The 20,344-nt window shown below is 58.9% G+C and carries 22 protein-coding genes and 2 tRNA genes; 12 read left to right on the top strand and 12 right to left on the bottom strand.

Annotated elements, in window-relative coordinates; translation table 11 throughout:
- Nucleotides 1-955 precede the first annotated feature (955 nt).
- The 5 genes from L6762_RS01305 (at nt 956) to L6762_RS01285 (ending at nt 5,385) form a co-directional block, all read left to right on the top strand.
- Nucleotides 956-1,669, top strand: a complete 714-nt coding sequence (locus tag L6762_RS01305) for a hypothetical protein (protein WP_237185194.1) — start codon at nt 956-958, stop codon at nt 1,667-1,669.
- A 297-nt stretch (nt 1,670-1,966) separates the two neighbouring features.
- Nucleotides 1,967-2,170, top strand: coding sequence for a hypothetical protein (locus tag L6762_RS01300; protein WP_237185193.1), 204 nt, complete (start codon nt 1,967-1,969; stop codon nt 2,168-2,170).
- A 145-nt stretch (nt 2,171-2,315) separates the two neighbouring features.
- Nucleotides 2,316-2,771 (top strand): hypothetical protein, encoded by a 456-nt coding sequence (locus tag L6762_RS01295; RefSeq protein WP_237185192.1) that lies wholly within the window; start codon nt 2,316-2,318, stop codon nt 2,769-2,771.
- 181 nt (nt 2,772-2,952) lie between these two features.
- Complete coding sequence (locus L6762_RS01290) at nt 2,953-3,888, top strand: hypothetical protein (RefSeq protein WP_237185191.1); 936 nt, start codon at nt 2,953-2,955, stop codon at nt 3,886-3,888.
- Nucleotides 3,889-4,440: 552 nt separating this feature from the next.
- Nucleotides 4,441-5,385, top strand: a complete 945-nt coding sequence (locus L6762_RS01285; RefSeq protein WP_237185190.1) for a hypothetical protein — start codon at nt 4,441-4,443, stop codon at nt 5,383-5,385.
- A gap of 2,196 nt (nt 5,386-7,581) precedes the next feature.
- Here L6762_RS01285 and L6762_RS01280 read toward each other — a convergent pair.
- The 10 genes from L6762_RS01280 to L6762_RS01235 all read right to left on the bottom strand — a co-directional run bounded on the left by L6762_RS01280 (nt 7,582) and on the right by L6762_RS01235 (nt 13,541).
- A complete protein-coding gene (locus tag L6762_RS01280) occupies nt 7,582-8,148 on the bottom strand; it encodes a hypothetical protein (protein WP_237185189.1) in 567 nt (188 codons plus the stop codon).
- Nucleotides 8,149-8,211: 63 nt separating this feature from the next.
- Nucleotides 8,212-8,598 (bottom strand): type II toxin-antitoxin system death-on-curing family toxin, encoded by a 387-nt coding sequence (locus L6762_RS01275; protein ID WP_185174029.1) that lies wholly within the window; start codon nt 8,596-8,598, stop codon nt 8,212-8,214.
- A gap of 1,081 nt (nt 8,599-9,679) precedes the next feature.
- A complete protein-coding gene (locus L6762_RS01270) occupies nt 9,680-10,423 on the bottom strand; it encodes a helix-turn-helix domain-containing protein (RefSeq protein WP_237185188.1) in 744 nt (247 codons plus the stop codon).
- Nucleotides 10,424-10,669: 246 nt separating this feature from the next.
- On the bottom strand, nt 10,670-11,425 hold the full coding sequence (locus L6762_RS01265) for a hypothetical protein (protein WP_237185187.1): 756 nt from the start codon (nt 11,423-11,425) through the stop codon (nt 10,670-10,672).
- 16 nt (nt 11,426-11,441) lie between these two features.
- Nucleotides 11,442-11,849: a hypothetical protein gene (locus L6762_RS01260; RefSeq protein ID WP_237185186.1), complete on the bottom strand. Its 408-nt coding sequence runs from the start codon at nt 11,847-11,849 to the stop codon at nt 11,442-11,444.
- Complete coding sequence (locus L6762_RS01255) at nt 11,849-12,277, bottom strand: hypothetical protein (protein WP_237185185.1); 429 nt, start codon at nt 12,275-12,277, stop codon at nt 11,849-11,851. Before L6762_RS01255 ends, L6762_RS01260 begins: the two co-directional genes overlap by 1 nt.
- 16 nt (nt 12,278-12,293) lie before the next feature.
- Nucleotides 12,294-12,581, bottom strand: coding sequence for a hypothetical protein (locus L6762_RS01250; RefSeq protein ID WP_237185184.1), 288 nt, complete (start codon nt 12,579-12,581; stop codon nt 12,294-12,296).
- The gene (locus L6762_RS01245; RefSeq protein WP_237185183.1) at nt 12,578-12,865 is read right to left on the bottom strand and encodes a hypothetical protein; all 288 of its coding nucleotides are present in this window, start codon (nt 12,863-12,865) and stop codon (nt 12,578-12,580) included. Before L6762_RS01245 ends, L6762_RS01250 begins: the two co-directional genes overlap by 4 nt.
- A gap of 3 nt (nt 12,866-12,868) precedes the next feature.
- Nucleotides 12,869-13,183 carry a hypothetical protein gene (locus L6762_RS01240; protein WP_237185182.1) on the bottom strand — a complete coding sequence of 105 codons (315 nt, stop codon included), beginning with the start codon at nt 13,181-13,183 and terminating at the stop codon, nt 12,869-12,871.
- A 115-nt stretch (nt 13,184-13,298) separates the two neighbouring features.
- Entirely contained in the window at nt 13,299-13,541 is a 243-nt protein-coding gene (locus L6762_RS01235; RefSeq protein WP_237185181.1) for a helix-turn-helix transcriptional regulator, read from the bottom strand.
- Between the two features lie 104 nt (nt 13,542-13,645).
- On the opposite strand from L6762_RS01235, the gene L6762_RS01230 reads away from it, so the two are divergent.
- The 6 genes from L6762_RS01230 to L6762_RS01205 all read left to right on the top strand — a co-directional run bounded on the left by L6762_RS01230 (nt 13,646) and on the right by L6762_RS01205 (nt 19,183).
- Nucleotides 13,646-14,344: a helix-turn-helix domain-containing protein gene (locus L6762_RS01230; protein WP_237185180.1), complete on the top strand. Its 699-nt coding sequence runs from the start codon at nt 13,646-13,648 to the stop codon at nt 14,342-14,344.
- A gap of 2 nt (nt 14,345-14,346) precedes the next feature.
- Nucleotides 14,347-15,492 carry a site-specific integrase gene (locus L6762_RS01225; protein WP_237185179.1) on the top strand — a complete coding sequence of 382 codons (1,146 nt, stop codon included), beginning with the start codon at nt 14,347-14,349 and terminating at the stop codon, nt 15,490-15,492.
- Between the two features lie 371 nt (nt 15,493-15,863).
- Entirely contained in the window at nt 15,864-16,502 is a 639-nt protein-coding gene (gene upp / locus L6762_RS01220) for a uracil phosphoribosyltransferase (RefSeq protein WP_237185178.1), read from the top strand.
- Between the two features lie 458 nt (nt 16,503-16,960).
- The gene (locus L6762_RS01215; protein ID WP_237185177.1) at nt 16,961-17,734 is read left to right on the top strand and encodes a winged helix-turn-helix domain-containing protein; all 774 of its coding nucleotides are present in this window, start codon (nt 16,961-16,963) and stop codon (nt 17,732-17,734) included.
- 129 nt (nt 17,735-17,863) lie between these two features.
- Nucleotides 17,864-18,646: an alpha/beta fold hydrolase gene (locus L6762_RS01210; RefSeq protein ID WP_237185176.1), complete on the top strand. Its 783-nt coding sequence runs from the start codon at nt 17,864-17,866 to the stop codon at nt 18,644-18,646.
- A 9-nt stretch (nt 18,647-18,655) separates the two neighbouring features.
- Nucleotides 18,656-19,183 (top strand): SixA phosphatase family protein, encoded by a 528-nt coding sequence (locus tag L6762_RS01205; protein ID WP_237185175.1) that lies wholly within the window; start codon nt 18,656-18,658, stop codon nt 19,181-19,183.
- Nucleotides 19,184-19,334: 151 nt separating this feature from the next.
- On the opposite strand, the gene L6762_RS01200 is transcribed toward L6762_RS01205, so the two are convergent.
- A tRNA-Ser gene (locus tag L6762_RS01200) sits at nt 19,335-19,426 on the bottom strand.
- A 177-nt stretch (nt 19,427-19,603) separates the two neighbouring features.
- On the opposite strand from L6762_RS01200, the gene L6762_RS01195 reads away from it, so the two are divergent.
- A complete protein-coding gene (locus L6762_RS01195; protein WP_237185174.1) occupies nt 19,604-19,990 on the top strand; it encodes a DUF4190 domain-containing protein in 387 nt (128 codons plus the stop codon).
- 108 nt (nt 19,991-20,098) lie between these two features.
- On the opposite strand, the gene L6762_RS01190 is transcribed toward L6762_RS01195, so the two are convergent.
- Nucleotides 20,099-20,189, bottom strand: a tRNA-Ser gene (locus L6762_RS01190).
- Between the last annotated feature and the right edge of the window lie 155 nt (nt 20,190-20,344).

Here is a 20,344-nt window from a genome sequence, read left to right as displayed (position 1 = left end):
TGTGCGCCGCTTGACGGCCGGGGGTGTGCCAACTGCCCCGGGGCTGGTGCTGTATCAGCTGGTAGGTTCTAGCGCCCCCTCTGGTAGTGGGCCCCGGGGAGTCTGTAAGGGGCTAGGTGGTCAGCAGCCCGGGCAGCCTTTAGCTCGCCGTCTTGAGGTAGTGCCTGAACAGGTGCCTGTAGAGCCTATGAGGCGGGGGAGTGGGCAGCCTAGCGGCTCGTCTCGCGTCCTCTCACCCTGGCAAGGCCACCGGGTAGGGGTAGGGGCTCCCTGTGAGCTGCTGCGCCCGTATTCGGTGGTTTATGAGGCTCACCCCCTGCCAGTAGAAGCCGCGCCTGTGCCTGTGGTGGGGGTAGCGGCATGATCCGGAAACAGTGTTCTGGGGCCCGGTATGGGGTCTGTGAAGTTCGAGAAAGGCTAGGGGGTAGTAGTCGTGAGTAGATATGAGGTGTGGGCAGCTACACGAGCCGCTGGTGTGAATGCGAGCGCCCGTGTCTTGCTGGCTCACTATATTGAGCATTCTTGGTTCGAGCGTGAGCATAAGCCTGTGAAGAACGACGCCCCGCGCGGGGTCTCGTACTGGGCTATCTCGTCTCTGAGTAAGTCGCTAGGTATCAGTGAAAGGTCACTGGCTAGAGCTAATGCCGCCCTCAAAGAGGCCGGGTATATCACCATCAGCAGCCGCTACCGTGAGGGCGATCAGAAAGGCAGCGGCGGGCGCACCTCAAACGCCGTCAAGGTTCACCTAGATGTTGTCCTAACCCATCAGATAGACGCCCCCGCGCTCGCCTCTGAGGCACTGGCAGCAGGGGCAGACGGTGAGGGGGCAAGTTATCCACAACCCCCTGCCAAAATGGCAGCTAACCCCCCTGTCAAAATGGCAGATAAGGGGGGTGCTTACCTGCCAAAATGGCAGACCCCCCTAGGTCAAAATGGCAGTTATCCCCCTGCCAAAATGGCAGACCATAAAGGTAGTAATAAGAAGTTAGTAAATAAGAAGTTAGAGGCGGGCGACGGCGACGAGCACACCACCACCGCCCCGGCTGTGGAAAACACCCAACAGGCCGAACGTGTCACAACCGCCGCCCAAATCATCACCGGCCTAGCTGCTGAACCAACCGGCCACCGCAACGCCGGGGACTTCACCCGCCTACAGCAGACCATCACCGCGCTTTACGGCTCTGCCATAGCCGCTACCTTGAGCCCCGACGCTATCCCAGCCTCAGCCGTCACCATCGGCAAAGCCCTCGAATGGCTCAAGACCATCAGCCAGAGCACCAGCGCCACACCTGGCACTACCGCCACCGCTGGCACCCGCGCCACAGACTCCCCTCACGTCCAGGACGTCCAGAGCCCGGCACCAGCAACGGCACGAGAGGCAGCAGAGGCCACACCAGCCCCTACCAGCGTCACCGAACCACCACGCCCAGAGGCAAACACCGGCACCAACGCCCAGCATTTGCCCCCACAGTGCCTAGAACCATCATCTAGGCACCCTGGGGCACCCGGGACAATTCCAACCCCGCACAAAGGCACACAGCCTCTCACCCCTGGCAGCGGTCACACCACAAGCCCAGAGCAACCAGAGCCCGAATATGCCCACATACCCGGCCAACTCGACGCCCTCGACACCCTGGCAGAACTCCAACCCACACCCAAAGCCGCATAACCACCAATCACACCGGCGCTCGCCGCCACCAAAGACAGAAAGGACACACCAGCCATGCCCAGCCCTACCCGCCCCGGCACATGCCGCACCTGCCACCGCTCCACCACCCTCACCGGCGACCCACTAGCCATATTCCAAAGCGGCAAACACCAAGGCCAATGCCGCACCTGCAAATGGGAAACCAACACCCTCAAACTAGCCACCACCACCCACCCCTGCGAGCGCTGCAACCGAACCTATGGCCGCTCAGGGCGCACGCTCAGACTCCATCGATCCGGCAAATACAAAGACCTGTGTATGAGCTGCAAGAAGCAACTACAGACCGGCCAGTATGTACCAGCAGACCTAGACCCCGGCCTCAGACGCTACCTAGCAGCCCGCCGCGCCCGTCTCACCAGGTGCCGAACCACCGGGCTCAAGAAAGACCCCCGCTCACACCCCGGACAGCCCGCCCGCCCAGGACGCCCAGGGCAACGACGACGCCGCCCCATCACGGCATAAACCATCACAAGAGCACCGGGCCCACTGGTACATGCAGACAGGCCAGCACCCCAAAAAGCTCACAAACACCCACCGCCGCCCACCACAAGAGCAAAAACGGGCAACGGGTAAGCACAAACCAAGAGAGGAAACCCCACCAATGCCAATGAGCAACACCACCGCCGCAATACAAGCCAGCAACCTCGAAACCTTTTTCAGGATCAAACGCCCAGACCTGAACCTGACCCAAACCACCATCGCCCAGCAACTCCAAGCCATTACCCCCGCCTTGCCCACAGACAAGAACCCCACCCCGGCAACAGACGCCCTCACCATCGCCGCCGCATGGCTCCTAGCAGACCACCTAGCCCGCCACCGCACCCCCTGGCACAGCTTCGACCAACTCCCACAAACCCTAGAACACCTCACCACTCAGCCCATAGCGCCACCTGCTGCGCTCGCCACCGCTAGCACTACTCAGGGCGACTCTCTAGAAGCTCAAGGGGGCAGTGCTGGCCCTTGCCCGGCTCACCCCTGGCAGCCGCTTGCCCGCTGCGCGGCCTGTTACTCAGAGATCAAAGCAGGGCACCGGCACCCCGACGCCTACGGGGCCAAAAACTAGCCGCAAGCCCACCTATGAAAGTGATCCTGTTTTTATGGTGGGTGGTAGCACTTTGAAACGAGCAAAAGGGGTGTATATCCGCATGTCAGATAGGGGCAGAGCGTGCCCCGTGCTGCTCTGTGGTTCCCTGGCCTTACTCTGGGCACGGCACCCAAGCTAATACCCTGAAAGGACTCTACCCGTGCCTACAAAGAAACCTGCGACTCTCTATACCGACCTTGAGCTACACGATTATGCCTACAGCTCCCCACAGTCATACCGCGCCGTCTTGCTTAAGGCGGTGCCTCTAGTTCACCAGCTCACCGGCGAAACCCCGCCGGTAACTCAGAGCGACCGTGTTAAAGAAACCTTGGAAGCTATGGGCAGCCCCGCCCCACACTTGGCAGCCTTTAAACAGGCTCTTGCCAGTTTTGACCCTGTAGCAGCGCATGAGCACTACGCACGAGCAGAAGAGGCTAAAGCCCTTGCTAATCGGGCTTCACACTCGCAAGAGGCAGCCGAGCTTATCCAGAGTCTAGAAGCCGAGCATTTCCGTGCTATGACCGAATACATTTCCGAGAACCTGGCAGCAGCTCGAACCGTATTCAACGACGCCGCCTCTAAGTTCTCTGAGGCATGGAACACCGAGTTAGCCCAGGTTCAAGAGTTCTCAGAGGACACCCTGACCCTTACCCCCGAACGCCTATCAGCCTACGAGGTAGCAGCGGAACAGGTTGGCACTATCGAGCAGGGGGCAGCCCTCAAAGCCCTACTGCCTCAGCTGTTCAAGCTCCCACGCTTTGGGCACGCCCATGCGCTGACCTACGGTAACGCCCTGGCAGCAAGTAGAGACGAGAACCCGCCGCGCCCTAACGTCCTTAATGGTGTTGGCGTTGCTCACGTGAATGACCAAGCGAACTACGAAACAAGCGTGAACTATTACCTGCTCACAAAGATCGTTGAGTTCGGTTACTTGCTCAACGCGTTGGCAAGACCAAAGCATGACGTTCGTTTGTACTGGAAAACTCCACAAGAGCACGAAAGCGAACACAAAACCTTTGAACAGATGCAGCAAGAATTAGGTAATAGATTCTCGTATCGTGAGGCTATCAACTGGTGGAAAAAGAACGAGAACTAAACCGCCACTAGATAGCGACGGCCCACGCTGGTACACCCCCGGCGCGGGCCGCATTTTTATGCACCTACACCAGCGAAAGACCCCCGGGGGCAACCCCTCCCACCCCCTCTCTCACCGCTTCGCGTATAGGCGCTCAGATTGCGCCCAAGTTTTAGGTTTTTTCGACTCCTGACAAGGGGGTTTATCTGAATAATTATTCATTTGGTCAAGGCGTAAAAACGGCTCCGATTCGCTCTCATTCTCACCGCTGCGCGAGCACACCCCACACCGCCCCTCAGTCCTAGTACCCTGTTCTATTGAGCCCCTGAGACAAGCACGGCCGCCACACAAGAGGCGCTGGCCGTCACACCAGACATAGCCGCTGCAACCCTCTAGGGTCTCGCTCGTAGAACCAAAACAAGGCAAATCCGTAAAACTAGACCACTTGAGCCCCACCGCTGCAACTAACCCCTGCGCGGTGGGCATACCCCTACCCACCGGATCAAGAGAGCACCTGCACCACTGCCTACCGGGTGACCCGCCTACATATCCACATGAGAAAGGTTCTACACCATGACCGCAACAACCACCCCTGCAACCTGCACCAATCGCGCCGGACGCCGCCGACGCCGCCGGGCAAAACTCACCACCACACCCACCGGCCTACGCCTCACCACACACCCCGCCCACAAGAACGCAAGCGCCACCAAAGACCACCAGCCAGCAGAGCAGCCAGCAGCACACCCCGTATTCACGCTAGACCCCCAACCCACCTTTGAACCCCTCACCCTAGAACAATGGGAACAACTAGCCCGAATGCACCACACCGCCAACCACCACCACACCGGCGGCCTTATCCCTGCCAACATCACCTACCTAGCAGCCAGCCTCTACAACGACCCCACAGCCTTAGAACACTCCACACTTACAGCTGCGCTCGCCGCCGGGTATCTTAGGTACGCTCACGGCCGCACCATCAGCAAGGGCCCTCTAGCCGGTCAGCCCGCCGCCTATATCCTCACCAACCCCGGCGGGCTCTACGGATCACCAGAGCTTGAACAGAAGTACCCCGAATACTGGAGACTAACCGGCGCGTTTTTCCGTAACGAGTCCATAGCCGCCCTACCGGAACAGGTATGGGCCAACACCCTGAACCTACATAGCTACGTTTCGAGTCACCTACGCCTTACAGACGGGTTTCTCAGCAACGCCCACGCCCTAGCCCAGACAGAGCCCGGGGCCGGGTCAATCTTCGACGAACTTAAGTTCAAGCAACTAATAGAGCACAAGGTCATTACCCCCACAGACGGCGGGTTTACCCTCAACTACTGGCCCATTATCGACACCGCCCGCGCCGTCTGCCTAGGCAAGCTCACCCCACCACGCCCCGATAAAACCGCCCTGCCCTATCTTGTAGAAGAAACCGCCCCGCCGTGCTTCACTCCCGGGGTAAGCCACACGCTACCGCTTGAGGCATTTGGTTGGTCACTCTCTGACCTCACCGGCCCCACCGCCTAACCGCACAAGCCCCACCTCTGCGTGAGACTAAGGGCAGCACCGGCACCACAGGGCAGCAGACGGCCGCGAGCGCTTACATCAGCAGCTCGCGGCCGTCATTCTCTATATGCAGAGCCCTGCCGAACCTCGCCAACCGAACCGCCCAAAGGATATGAGAAAGTGCGCCCCCTTTACTGCCTCATACAAATACAAGGGGGGGGCACATTCAACGCGTACCCCTTTACCCCCGGGGGTGCCCCCTACAGAGACCCGACCCCTTACGGGTATAGTCATTTCCTCTCACGGCCTCTAGCAAGCATTCCCAATTACCAGCACCAGCCCATAGCGCCACCTGCTGCGCTCGCCACTGTTTGCCCAGATACATCAAGGCCCCGGCGTCGTATCACTACGGGCCGGGGCTTCGACTGCCTAAATATCACTCACACGGGCTCTGAGTACCCGCGCCACCAGAATAAGCACAGCAGCACACACTATGTATGCGAGCTCGCGCTACAGATAGGCCCTATATATACCTCTATATAGTCCTATCGCCACCGTTGCAGCGGATCTCTTAGAGCCACCGCGCCACCCTTAAAAAGGAGCTGCTCGAACAGCTCCAAGTGCCCACCGGCAAAACAGCAACATTTCCGCAACATTTTGCCGGTAAATAGGGGTATTTGTAGGGTGGCTCAGTCAGCAAATCACCTAGTCAGAGTGGAATAAGCCCAGGTGGGAAAACCTGGCATATGGTTTCAAATCCCTCCGTCACCGCCACAGGTAAAAACCCGTTTCCCCTAGTGAGAGCTAGAGGGAGCGGGTTTTTTCATGCCCAAAAATGGCTCCGTGATACTCCTGTGATACTCGTTTGCCCAGCAAGTCAGTATCACGGCGGGCTTCGGGTGCCCCTGCTGCGGGCTGGTTTCGAGGTGCTTAGAGAGGGCTGGTTGCAGGTGCCAGCGAGCGCGGGCACGGTGTGCGAGGTGGGGCGCTAGGGGGGGCGGCGTGTAGGTGGCGGGGCCAGTAAGAGCGGTGGGTGTGGACACGAACCAAGAAAATCTTGGTGGTTGCTGTGGACGGCGGCGGGGCCGGTGAGCTTGCTGCGGTGTCCAGAGGTGCGGGGTATCTGGTGGCCGGGGTGGTGTCGGCTTGGGGTAGGGCCGGTTGCGGGGTGTTCCCTTGGGGTGGCTGGCTCCCATGAGGTTAAGGGGTGCGGGTCGCTGGCCGGTGGGGGTGGCGGGTGTTTGGTTAGTGATTTATTGGGTTCGCCTGTATAGACCTCATAAATATGCGAACTTGGTCGAATGTTTTTCAGGGTGCGGGGGGAGAGGATAGGAGCGCCCCGGGTAGTGTCCGTGGGCTGCGGTGCTGGTGATGTTACCGCCCCCCTGGGGGTGCTGGGAGTGCTGGTTAGGTCGTGGGCTTGGTGTGGGGCTGGCTGTGGCTGTCTGGTGTACGTTTCTCGTACTTCCCTCATAGGTTGCCCTGGGTATACGGGGGCGTGAAAAGGGGGTCAGTGGAGCTTATACCCTTGCCTGTTTTATGGGTAGGTGCGGGTGTGTCTTAGGCGTATGCACAATCTGCATGCCCTTGTTGGCGGTGCCGCCATTATCGGCGCAACTAGGCAAGACGGGGGCGTATGTCTCTCGTCCCTTGTTTGCCCTCTGGGGTGTAGGCTGGTTCCTTTTGCTGGTGTCAGCAATATGGGCGTGACTAGGTGCGGTGAGGGGGTGGCTTTGAGTCACCCCCCCCCTTTTGCTGGTGGGCTTGTAACCCGTACGCGCTGCGGCTTGCTATGTACGGGCGGTAAGACCTGTTGCAGGTGGGGGGGCTACCCCCTGCCCCTGGTGTCAGGGTTCAAAACCTGCGGGTTGCCGGTTTCGAGGTTTTGCTTGGTCGGGTAGGTGAGTGCTGTGGCGCTGGTGCTGGGCCGGTGCCCCGGTTCCTGGTGTTGGGCTGGTGGTGGGGGGCGCTCGCCGCCGGTGTGTTGGCTTTCGGCTCCTGGTGCTGTGTGCTCTTCTGCGGGACTGGAATAGGGCGGGTGGTTCGTTCACCCGTGGGCGGTGTGTTCGGGGCTGTGGGGGTTAATTCTGGCTCGTAGGCGGGGCGCTGGGGCTGGCATGTGAGACTGTGAGACGCGTTAGAAACCCCTGCGAGGGGATGTCACTATACCCGTAGGGGGTGACAGGTGGGGGAGGGGGGGCACCCCCCGGGGTAGGGTTAGGCGCTGGTGTCGCCGTGTTGCTGCTGGCAGAAGATGGAGCAGAACGGGCCAGGGCTATTCTCTGGTACGAGGTCAGCACAGACAGGGCAGGTATCAAGGCGGGTAGCGGCAAGGGCGGCGAGCGCGGCGCGGTCACTATCGGTCAGTTGGATAGCGGCGGTAATGGACTCTAAGGGCGTGTTGGTGAGGGTGTCCAGGGCAGCGCGTATGGCTGCGGTGGTCTTATCTTGCTGCGGGGCCGGTGCTGGCTGGTGGTGGGCTAACACGTTTCTCACCTGTTCTAGGGTGGCGGGTGTGTGGCGGGGGTGGGGTGCGTAGTAGGGTTGGGCGCTCCATAGGACGGACGCGGCCAGCAAATCGCCGGTACATTCTAGGTGGGCTGCTGCTGACCCCCACACATAAGCCTTGATAGAGGCTAGAGCGTCTAGGGCGGCGCGGGCAGCTGCGGCACGGTAGGCAGGGTGGGCGCTGGTGGTGTAGCCGGTCAGAGCGGTAGAGAGGTGGGCTAGTTCGGTATCGGTCAGAGCCGGGGCCGGTGGGGTCTGCTGGCTGGTGGTGCTCATAGTTCCCAGATTAACAGGGGTGGGCGGTCTTGTGTTCTGGTCATGGCACCGGCTGGGCTAGGGCTATGAGCTGTGGGGTATTGCCCATTCTTCGAGCTGCTGGGCTATCTGCTCAAAGGTCAGTGAGTGCTCTGCTACCTGAACAACAAACTGTGCTTGCTCATTATCTTCAAGCACCTCTAGAGGGAGAATATCCCAGCCATTCAGATACATGAAAAGGACGGTGCAGGTGTAGGCGGTGCGCTTGTTGCCGTCCGTAAAAGGGTGATTCTGTACCAGCGCCTCTAAGAGGGCTGCGGCCTTGTTGAAGATACCGGGGTAAAGTTCGTGGCCTGCGTAGCTGGTGGCAGGGCGGGCTAGGGCGCTTTCTAGCAGGTGCTCCCCGCCGGGTTTGAGGTGCTGGCCCGGTGCTAGGTGGGCGTGTACTGCTAGGGCTTCAGATAGGGCCACATATCGCATAGGGGGCGGGCGGGTGCGTTACTGAGTGGCGAGGATAGCGTTTACACCCTCTAGACGGTCGAGGACGGTTTCTAGCGCGTCTTGGAAGTCCTGGGCGGTGGCTTCGGTTTCGTGAGCGGTTGCGGTCATGATGGGGGCGCTCCTTTTGCTGTTGGTCTGCTGGTGTGGGTTAAGCCTAGCGTTAAGGGCGGGGCGGTGGCTAGGTGCTGGTGGTGTGTCTGCGAGCGCTCGCAAATGGTGGGGGTCTGCTGCTCTACTCGTTGTGGTGGCTGGTCGAGGGGCCGGGGTAGCTGTGGGCCGGTGCCTGTGCGTTCAAGAAGTCGGGGCGTGTGGTGCTGGCCGGTGGGTGCGGGGCTGGTGGCGCTCTTCATCGTCTAAGGCCCTGCGTTGTGGAAGTGGTGGCGCTGGTGCTGGCCGGTGGTTGTGGTAGCTGCTGTGGGGGTGCAATTCTTGCAGGTGCAGATTTTGCACCGGGTGCAATTTCTGGCCCCCTCCCCCTTAGACCCCCGCCCCCTGCGCCGGTCAAGTACCGTCCGGAGCGTTCGGAGAGACGCGGGGCAGGACGGAAACGGCAGAATCACAGGCGGGGGTCTTGCTCTTTCAAAGTGCTCTTTAAATACTTGCTCTTTCTCTTACTCTTTTGTGTGACAAATTGTCACAGGTTGGTGTGACATATCGTCACATCTGGGCTGTTCTGGTGTGAGGAATTGTCACATTTGAGGTGTGAGGAATTGTCACATTTGCCGGTTTAGGGGGTGCAATGAGGTGTGAGGAATTATCACATTTGACCTGGTTTGACGTACGTCAGGGGTGACGTATACGTCAAAATGACGTAGCGGCGTGACACTGTTGTCAGGGGGTGACAATTTGTCACCTGACACAGGTGTCATGTTCCCCCAACTGACTAGGCTATTTACTTCCTGCGAGGGGTCGCATATTGCGAGGGTCGCGCCCCTGCGAGGGGGTTGCACAGGTGCGAGCGCCTAACCTAAACCTACGGCGGGGCAGGACTTAACAGGGCATAGAAAAGCACCCCCTGAAACACGTTCAAGGGGTGCCCTACTCAACCACGCTAGGCCGATTCCTCATAACGAGCCAGGGCCGCTAACTGTCTAGCTTTCTCGGCTTCTAAGTCCTCAGACTCAAACCACGGGTGAGACTTCCCGTTATCCTGCTGGCTACCACTGACCAGAGCAACAGACTCTACCGGCTTCGAGGTGTCAGCTAGAGACAACGGGGGTAGCTGTTCCGAGGTGGTTTCTTCGAGGTCTGGCAGGTCGCCCGCTGGCTCCACCTGATGGGCCGGTTCCTCCCACACCTGGGCGGGCGGTCGCGGCTCTGGTACATCGTTCAGGTGAGAGTGAGATACACGGTCACGCCGCACTGCCTTTCGCTTTCGTTTTGCAGATTCCTGGGCCTTGAACTCCCGAGCCAGCTGCTCGCCTGTCACCGGGTCACACTGTGCTATAAGCTCTTGTAAGTTCAGATACGCTTTAGACGACTTCGAGACTGGCAGCTTTTCACTAGTGCGAAAGATACGCATATCGCCGCCGTGACGACTGATAAGCCCCCGCCACATAAGTTCGTGAAAGGCCCTATTTACGGTTTCACGGCTGCAACCTATCTCAGCTGCAATAGTGGCCTGCGAGTACCAGCTCGCCCCGCCGTGGTCTGTGTTGGTGGCTTCGGCAATGCTGACTAGAACCAGTTTCGCAACAGGGGTAAGCCCGTACACGCCCATAGCAAGCACTACTCGATAGTGCGGACTATACGCGATTTCTTCCAAGGACTTTTTCACTACATGTTCAGCTCTCACTACCTTTCACCTCTCTTTCCTGGTTACTCATTCTGTTGATTCATGGGCTAGTTTCCTTTCCGCTGGCCCGCCGGTTCTTCTGGTGGCGCTCGAACGGGTGGGCTGCTGCTCTATTTGTTTCCAAGGGTGTGTTCGCGTTCCCCGGGGTGGGGCGCTCGCTGGCTGGTGTGGCCGGTCAAGCGCCCCGGGTATCGAGTGCAGGGGGCCGGGGTGCCTTACCTGCACCCGTGCTGAGGGTGGGGGCGGTTATTCCTCCCCGGCGAACAGGGTCAGGTGGTAGGACGCTAGGTTTCCGGTTGCAGCGTCTACCATTGGGGCAATAAGACCAGCCTTTTCCAGGGCCGTGTAATCGTCCTCAGATAACAGCGCGTCCTCCAGGTACTCAATAGGGGTGAAGTCGTCCTGATACTCCCGGGCTGAGAAGATAACGAGGTACTGGGCGAACAGGTGCCCGGCAACATCTAACCAGTTCTCTGAATCTGTTTTGACGGCGTACTCTTCGATACGGTCGGCAGCTTCCAGCAGGTGCAAGGCGATATTGCGGGGGCGCTCGCTGCTGCGCTGCGCTTCTAGCTCGTCTGTGACCTGGTACAGGTAGCCTAATAGCGCCTTAACCCCCTGAGTATCGAGGGTCATATCTTTGGTGACTCCGAGGACAACGGACGCGCCCCCGGTAATCTTGTCGTAGTCGATATGGTGCAGCAGGTAGCGGGGCACATCATTGGGGGAGGTCTTGTATTGGTCGTAGAACTCCCGGGTATCGGCTGCGGTAGGGCGGGACTCTTTGGCGGTTTCGGCTTCGAGTAGGTCGCGGTGCAGCATAAGGGCGTTGAAGCGTAGAGCTTGCCCGTTATCGGGTTCGGTCTTGTGGCGCTTGGTGAACCATTCGCCGGGGGCTACTGGTTCCAGGTCTAGCCCGTAGCCGTATGCGGTTTCAAGGTCTGCGAGCGCGGTCAGGCTGTCGAGGTTATCGGTGGTCATGGCTGCGGTGGTGGCGGTCATTTGGGGGACTCCTTAATTAGTTGCTGGTTTCGGGTTCGTCTAACTGGGCGTAGGCCGCTAGGTAGTAATCAGTGTCGCCGGTATCGGTCGGGGCAGCTTCGATAACCCCGGCGCGTTCGAGGTCTGTAAGGTCAGCTGCTGACAGGTTCAGACGGCTAACGGTGGCGGCGTTGGTGTAGTTAGTCCACGGCTCACGGTTCAGGAAAACGGTGGTGTATGCCTGTAGGAGCTGGGCGGCACGGGCAGGGCTGGGCGTTATCGCTTCGATGTTTTCCAGGGCTGCGGCGTAGTGGCGAACAATGTAGTCTGCGGCGTTCATGCCTGCACAGTAGGGGACCTCCTTGGTCTGGGCTTCGGTCAGTGGTTCGCCTGCGGCAAGTAGGTTGGTGATGTGGTGGCGGGTCTGGTTTGCGGTGGTGGTCATTATTGGTTGTCCTTTCGGGTGAGATGGGTGGGCAGGGTTCGGGGTGCCGGTGCAATAGGTAGGGTGTCCCCGTCCCCTTGTAAGGCTTCGAGATGGTCGAGGATAACGCGGGCAGCGTCTAGGCGGTTGCGGGCCTCTTGCTCCATTCCTGGGCGTAGTGCCCAGACCCCTACCGGCCCGCCGTGGCGCTGTCTGCGGGTAGAGCGGGTGTAACCGGCATGGCGCATAAGAGGACGCACCACAGGGTCAGCAAATGCCCCGCCCCAACGCCGTGCATTGGTGGGTTCCCCAACCCTGTGCAGGTTGTCAGCAACACAGGTTCCGGTGCTGGTCAGGTCTTCAAGAATGGCTACCTGTACCCGCGCCCGCCATAGGGTCAGAGCGTCCGGCGCTACAGGCTTCGGGGGAGTGGCCGGTGTAATCGTCATAGGCCGGGTTTCCTTTCTAGTAGTCGGCGTTAGCGGTAATGATGTGCTGGGCTAGAACCTGCTCCACATGCTCCCGGTCGTAGAGCACATGGCCGCCTATGCGGTGGTAGTCGAACATGTACTTTCGGTGTCGCCACACAGCCAGGGTGTTCACTGGTATGCCGGTGAGTTCGTGCAGCTGGGCGGGGGAGTAGAACCGGGTGGTGTCTGCCCTGCGGGTGGGGCTTTTACGGCGGCGCTCCCTACGGTTCGGGGCTGGCTCGGAAACATCTGGCAGGGCGGTAAGAGCAAGAGCGGCGGTCACTGGGCACCACCTCCTACAGGCCGGGCGGTAGGCAGGTAGGAATAACGCACCTGGCACAGTGGGCAAATCTCAAACTGCGGGGCCAGCTTCCCGCCTGCGGTATAAGCGGTGGTGCCGGGCCGGTAATGGTGCTCCCAGGTTCCTCCCTGCGGCTGCTCACCACACAGGGCCGGGGCCGTGGGGCGGTGGCTGTGGAAGTAGTGCAGCAAGGTCACACCCTGCGGCGGGGTAGGGGCGGTGCGTAGTTGGTTCAAATCTTCGGGGGTCAGCTCATGCACGGTCACGGGCTAGGCTCCTTTCTTCTGCGAGGTTTCGGGGTGATGGGCGCGGTCACGGGTCACGGCGGCGTAGTAGGCGTTGATGGTGGCAACAAACTCATGAAGCTGGTCGATGGTCATTCCGTCCCCTACCTCTGGTGTGTCCACGATGTAGCGCGGGTTATCCCCGTGGGTGCCGATGATGGTTTCACAGACGGTCGCCCCTCCCATGAAGAGGTGAGCACCCCAGTAGGCGACACTGTGCCCGTCTGTGTCGGGGCGGGGCTGGAAGATTGCCCCGGGTAGGTCGGGGTGGGTAATGGTAAGCTGGTTGGTGTCAGTCATGGGGGGTTGTTCCTCCTTGGTTGATGGTTTGATTACCGCGCTCGCTTTGGTCGGCTGGTGCGCGGTCTTTTTTCTTCTGGCCCCGGCTGCTCTGTGAGTGGTCGGGGCAATTCTTTTAAGCGGTGGCCGTCTGCTGGGCGGCGGCTGCGGCGCGGCGGGCGGTTTCTTTTTCTACCTGTTCGCGTTCCCAGCGTTCTACGTCTTCGAGCCGGTAGCGGACGTGGCGGCCTACCTTGAACGATGGGGGCAGGTCGCCGCCCCTACTGCGTAGGGTTACGAGTGCTGGGACGGTTATCCCTAGACGCTGGGCAAGGGCGGGGTTGCCGATGTTGTGGCGGGCTTCGGTGTCTAGCTCCATTCCAAGCTCCTAACAAAATGTGAGCAACTAACAGTTCGTTATTTATCAGCAACACTAACAGAATGTGCGTTGCATTGCAATAAATGCACGCTAGTGTTTTTCTTATGGAAGAGATAGACCGCAAAAAAATCATTGGTGAACGTCTGCGGGAATACCGTGAGCGGCGTGGGTGGACACGGGCAGACCTTGTGAGAGAGTTGTCAGGCCGCCCCGGGCTAGAGGGCTACAACGCGATGAAAGTGAAGCGAACAGAGGAGGGGCTTAGGGCACTTCAGTTAGATGAAGCACTAGAGCTTTCAGCACTCTTTGATGTCCCAGTTGAGTCTTTCGCCGCTTCATCACCTGTTGATAGAAAAAGCCAGTTGCAAGCGGTGCGATTATCAAATCTCAAAGACTATGTAGATGGCGCTCAAAACGGACGTAAGCAGGTGAAAAAGTGGCTCTCTAGTTTGGTCGTTAGCCGGTCGGGTATTCGAGATTATTTTGAGCTGCTGGATAGTGAGGGTACACCTGTAACGTTTGATAACTCGCTAGAGCGTGAAGCGTATGAAGAGTACATACAACCCCCTCTTACTCCTGAACTCCTGAGCATTGTCTTTCAGCAACTTCTTTATGGGGAGATTGGTAATAGGGGGGTTCCTTTTGCTGAACAGATGGAACACTCAGATGATTTTGTTGCTGAGTTATTTGGTGTTCGTCCTATTGACGATGAGTTTTATAGGCTCCCAGTTGGTTCCTATCCTGATTTCTTGGAAGACTTATACACCCCTGAGTTCATCAAAAAGCTCATGGGCGAGGAATAGTCATGGCTTCGGTTCACAAGTACGAGGTTAAGAACGGGCGTAACGAGCGTGACCGCACCCGCTGGGCCGTCAAGTACAAGACACCAGAGGGTAAGTGGACGTTCAAACGCGGGTTCAAGACCAAGGCAGAAGCCCTACAGTTTCTAAGCGGCGTTGAGGTCGCTATCTCACGCAACGAGTATGTGACCCCCTCAGACTCCCGCGCCACGGTCGGGCAGTTAGCCCCGGCATGGCTGCACAAGAAAGAAACGAGTCTCAGGCCCTCTTCATACCGGCCCCTAGAAGCTGCATACCGTAACCACGTCCTGCCCGTCTGGGGCAACCGCACCCTGAAAACTATCCTCCCTACAGAAGTAGAAGCATGGATAGCCGATTTACAGCGCGGCACCACAGCCAGCGGGCGCAAAGCGGTCGGTGCGTCTATGGTCATACGGTGCCATGAGATTCTAGCCGGGGTGCTAGATGACGCGGTTAAAGACAAGCGCCTGTTGGTAAACCCTGCCCGGGGTGTGAAGCTCCCCAAAAAGTCCAAGCGCTCCAACGTCTACCTGACCCATGAGCAGATTGGGGCGCTCGCCGCTGCGTCCGGTCGCCCTGAACTTATTTACACCCTGGCCTATACCGGCATACGGTGGGGTGAAGCCACGGGGCTACAGGTGCAAGATGTTGATTTCATGGCCGGGGTGCTGCGTATCTCTCGCAACCTTGTGGAGCTGACCCCGCACAAAGTCCAAGAGGGTGCCCCTAAGAGCGGTAAGGCGCGGTTGGTGCCGTTCCCGCCGTTCATTAGCGAGCATTTGCGGGCAGCGTGCCGGGGCAAGATTGGGGCGGCTGCGGTGTTCACCGAACCGGATGGCAGCCTGTTAAAGCGCCCGCAGTCTCAGAGCGGTTGGTTTATCAAGGCTGTTGCTGCTGCGGGTATCGAGAAGCACATTACTCCGCACGATTTACGGCACTCTGCTGCGTCTTTCGCGGTGGCTTCGGGTGCGCCGGTGAACCTGATTCAGAGAATGTTGGGCCATGAGTCGGCGGCTATGACCCTTGATGTGTACGCGGACTTGTTCGAGTCTCAGCTAGGCACGGTGTCGGCTGCTATGGACGCGGCTTATAGGGCAGCTGTAAGCGGTGCCGAGAACGCTGGTTCGTGATACTCGCCGTGATACTCCTGTGATACTCGTTTGCCTATCAAACGGTAATTTTCCTATAACTCCATAAGCTATTTTCCCTAGTCAGAGCAGATGTGGGGGGTGTGATTAGGGGGTCTTTTAGAGTTCAAATCCCTCCGTCACCGCCAGTGGTAAAAACCCGTTTCCCCTAGTGAGAGCTAGAGGGAGCGGGTTTTTCATGCCCAAAACACCTCATCAGCAACATTTCCGCACATAAATACCACGTAAATGCGTAAAGGCAGCGACACTAATCGTGTCTATAACCGTGGCACCGACCGCCACATGCGGCACTCACGAACACAGCGTCGGCTGGCAACTCTTCACGGACTGGCGCCCAGTGGTAGCTTTTAACTATGCGTATTAAAGTTCTGGACCACCCCCTGGTTGACCACAAAATTACCGTTCTTCGCGATAAGAACACCCCTTCTCCGACCTTCCGTCAGCTTGTTGATGAGCTGGTAACCCTTCTGGCCTACGAGGCCACTCGTGAGATTCGTGTTGAGCCTCGCGAGGTTGAGACCCCCGTTGCTACCACTGTTGGCTCTCACATTGCCAACCCCCGCCCCCTGATTGTGCCGATCCTGCGCGCCGGTCTGGGCATGCTGGAAGGCATGACCCGGCTGATTCCCACCGCTGAGGTTGGCTTCCTGGGCATGGCCCGCAATGAGGAAACCCTGGATATCGTCACCTACGCCGAGCGCCTGCCCGAGGATCTCACTGGCCGTCAGGTCTACGTGCTCGACCCCATGCTGGCTACCGGCGGCACCCTGATTGAGGCCATTAAGTTCCTGCGTGCCCGCGGCGCTGAGCAGATCACCTGCGTCTGTGTTCTGGGTGCCCCCGAAGGTATCGAGGCTCTTGAAAAGGGCGTGGATGGGCTTGAGAATATCGATCTCTTCCTGGCTGCCCAGGATGAGCGCCTCAACGAGAAGTCCTACATTGTTCCCGGCCTGGGGGATGCTGGCGACCGCCTGTATGGGGTTGCTGAGTAGGGTTTAGCCCACTGCCTTTAGCCTAGGGGTAGCTCGCCGGGTGGCGGGCTGCCCCTGTTTTTGTAGGGGCGGACGCCTGCTGCGGGCCCGGTGCGTGATGGCAAATATATTGCATGGTGAGATTTGGCCACAAAAAGGTATTGACATTTGAATTTCAGGCGTTCTAGCTGTCTGGTTTTTTCGGTAGGTAAAAATATGCAGAAAACCGGGGGTGTCAAGGCTTTATTCAGAACCTAGAGTGTAAAAGTATGCCGTGGGGTGTAAGGGTTTTCATGTTTGCTGACGCCCACCCAGAGGCTAGACTCAGATAAGTTGAAAAAATACGCGAATATTACTTGCTTTAAATACAAATTCGGACAACGATTAAAAGTAGACAGCAGGCCCACCCGCACACGGGGTTTGCTTTCTAGCGGAACCACACACTAATGCTCGACTCATACAGGGAGAAGGTAGGCAAAATGTCAGGTGCACCGGGGTATGTTCACATCTCGCAGCGCAACCGTTCTGCCGCTCAGCGCCAGCAGGGTGTAGCCGGTCATAGCCGTGGTATTGCAAAGCAGCAGCCCGCTAATCTTCGCCCTATGACCTACAAGCCTGAGCCTCCGCGCGCAGCTGCGCAGGAGAACGAAGCTCGCGGCTTCGTCATTTATGTTGGCCTTAGCGAAGAAGCTGCCGCTAACCATGGAACCTCTTTGGTGCGAATCGTCCAAGATACCCGCGCCTATGTGCAGAACCAGGTGCCTGGCGCCGAGTCCTACGCAGCTGTGGCGCTGGCCCCTGCCGATGCGCAGGGTAGCGACCTTGAGGTTGTCCGCAATGCGCTGGGTGACCCCACTGCCGTGCATTACCAGCCTGAGGCGGTACCGGCGTCCGCTCATCACGGTGGCGAGGACGCCAAGCCCACCCACTCAGTGGGCGTGCTGATTGATCTTTCCCGCCGCGAGGTTTACCTGGACGGCGAACTGCTCAACCTCACCTACAAGGAGTTTGAGCTCCTCAACTACCTGGTTGAAAACGGCCAGCGCACCGTTGCCCGTGAGGAGCTGCTCACCAGCCTGTGGCGTGACGCTGAAGAAATCCCCAATGAGCGCACCATTGACGTGCATATCCGCCGTCTGCGCTCCAAGCTGGGGCGCCTGTCGAATACCGTGCGTACCGTGCGCGGCCAGGGCTACCGCTTCTACGAGCACCCCGAGGTCGTTGTCTGGGCAGCACCGGAATACTCCATCTAGGCTTACACCTACCATGCGAAGAGCGCCGCACTCAGCTATAGAAGCTGGGTGCGGCGCTCTTTATATGCGCGGACGCTCCCGCCCCGGCTCCCTGCTGCCGGGGGAGCGGGCGGTAGTAGAGTAGAGAGCATGACTGTTCCCTCTCTGAAAACTTCTCTTGTTGGCTCTGGACCCATCAAAACTGTCTTTTTGCACGGTCTGCTAGGGCGGGGTAAGAACTTCACCCGAATCGCTAAGGGGCTGGGGGAGGGGGCGCAAACCCTGCTTGTTGATCTGCCCAACCACGGGGCTAGCTACTGGACAGAGAGCTTCGACTACCGGCAGATGGCGGACTTGGCAGCTCAGGCCGTTGAAGAATTCGGGGCCGGGGAGCCTGTGGTGCTCATGGGCCACTCGATGGGCGGCAAAATCGCTATGCTGCTGGCCCTGCGCCACCCCCACCTGGTGAGCAAGCTGGTGGTTATCGATATTGCCCCGGGGGAGTCTAAGGGCAGTTTTGAAATTCTCATGGATTCTATGCTGAACCTGCCGATCGACACCTACACTACCCGTTCCCAGGCCGAAGCTGACCTTGCAGTCAACGTGCCAGCTGCCGGTACCCGAGCCTTCCTGCTACAGAATCTGACCATGTCAAAGACCGGTAACTTTTGGGAACCCAACCTACAGATGCTCCGCCGTCACCTGCCCGAGATTATGGGCTGGCCGGGGGCTGACGGAGTTTTTGAGAAGCCTGTGCTGTGGGTTGCAGGTGGGGACTCCCCCTACATCACAGACGCTGACCTTGAGCCCATGAAGAAGCTCTTCCCCCTGGTGCGCCGTGTGGTGCTGAAGGGGGCCGGGCACTGGGTGCACTCTGAGAAGCCCGAAGAGACCATTTACCTGCTCAAGCGCTTTATCGGCCTCGACGGTTAGGATGGGTGTATGACCGATTTCGCCCTGCCACGTCACGATGCCCGCACCCTCATTATCATGCGCCATGCTGAAGCTGACTGGGGGCTTGACGATTTCAACCGCCCGCTGACCCGTCATGGGAGCGAGCAGGCCCAGCGGGCCGGGGAGTGGTTGAAGGAGAAGGGACTGATACCCGAGATGCTGGTCAGCTCAGCGGCACTACGCACCAGGCAGACCACAACCTGGGTTTCAGATGCCCTGGGAGAAAAGGCCCCTACCGCCAGCCTGGATGAACGCCTCTACAATGCACCGGCCTCAGCCCTGCTCACCGCTATCAACCGCACCCCCGCCGGGGTGCAGTCCCTGATGCTGATTGCCCACCTCCCCGGAGTGCAGGACGCCGCCCTGCAGCTTGCCCGCCCCGATTCAGAGTACGAGGCGCTGATGGATGCCTCCTACGGGTATACCCCCTCGTCCCTGACCGTTTTTGAGGTAAGCGGTGACTGGGACCAGCTGATTGAGGGTGAGGCCCGCCTGACCCATTTCGCAAGCTTTTAGCGGGAGCTGACGGCGGGCGTCCGTACCTGTGGCGCTAGCCGCCAAATGTGGCGGCGGCATCGCCACATTTGGCGGTCAGTAGCACACCTGCCAGCAGAGTGCCGTGAAGGTGCAGAAAAACCCCGGTCGACCAAGGTCAACCGGGGTTTTGTGGCGGAGACGGGGGGATTTGAACCCCCGGTCGAGTTTAACCCCGACCCTTCATTAGCAGTGAAGTCCATTCGGCCGCTCTGGCACGTCTCCATAGTCTGCGTAGAGGCTCGTCAACGTGGCCTAGCAACACAGCTCTACCCATATTAGCGACAAAAGTAGCGGCGGTCAAAACCCCGTGAGATACAGGTGCTAACCCTGGAGCTTGCTGTGGACCACTTGATAAAATGGCACAGGTAACACTCAGCGCCCAACGGTAAGGAAAACGGCATGTCAGAATCGTACAACCAGCAGAATCCCCAGAATTCAGGTCAGAACTACGGCTCCTACAGTGCGCCCAGCGAGCAGCCCTACGCCCAGAACTACAACCAGCCCTACGGCCAGGTTGCTGTAAACCCTGAGGGGCAGAAGCACGCCCAGAACGCCATGATTTTCGGTATTCTGTCCATCGTGATTGCGGGCCTCGGCGTAGTTTTCGGTCCCCTGGCTCTTTCCCAGGTTCGCAAGGCTGAATCATATGGGGCTGAGGCAACCGTCGGTAAGGTTACCGGCTGGATTGGTCTGGTGCTGGGCATCCTCTCCCTGCTCTTCATCGTCGCCTACATTGCCTTTGTTGTTATTTTGATCGGCACCGCCGGTACTTCTTCTACCTACTAGCACTAGAAGTCTTTTACCTAGAGAGCGGGGGCAGGCTGAGGCCTGCCCCCGCTTTTGTCTCTGAACCCGAGCATGAAAAAACCCGCTCCCTTGCGGAAGCGGGCTTCGTGGCGGATGGTGTGGGATTTGAACCCACGAGACGGGGTTGCCGCCTACTGGTTTTCAAGACCAGCTCCTTCGGCCGCTCGGACAACCATCCAAACTGTGCTGAGCACTTCTACTATGGTACACAGTTGCCGCCCTAAAGCAAAATAGTGGCCTTTGTGCCCTTGCTCTCGTTAGGCTGGGGTAAGGGGCGGGCTGCAAGCGTCCGTCCGCCTAGTTGCCCCGGTAAGGGGCGGAAAAACCTGTGTG

The sequence above is a fragment of the Rothia nasimurium genome, from assembly GCF_928381705.1.
Classification (GTDB): domain Bacteria; phylum Actinomycetota; class Actinomycetes; order Actinomycetales; family Micrococcaceae; genus Rothia; species Rothia nasimurium_G.
The sequence above is the reverse complement of the archived record's forward strand: the minus strand, read 5'-3'. Positions and strand labels throughout refer to the sequence as shown.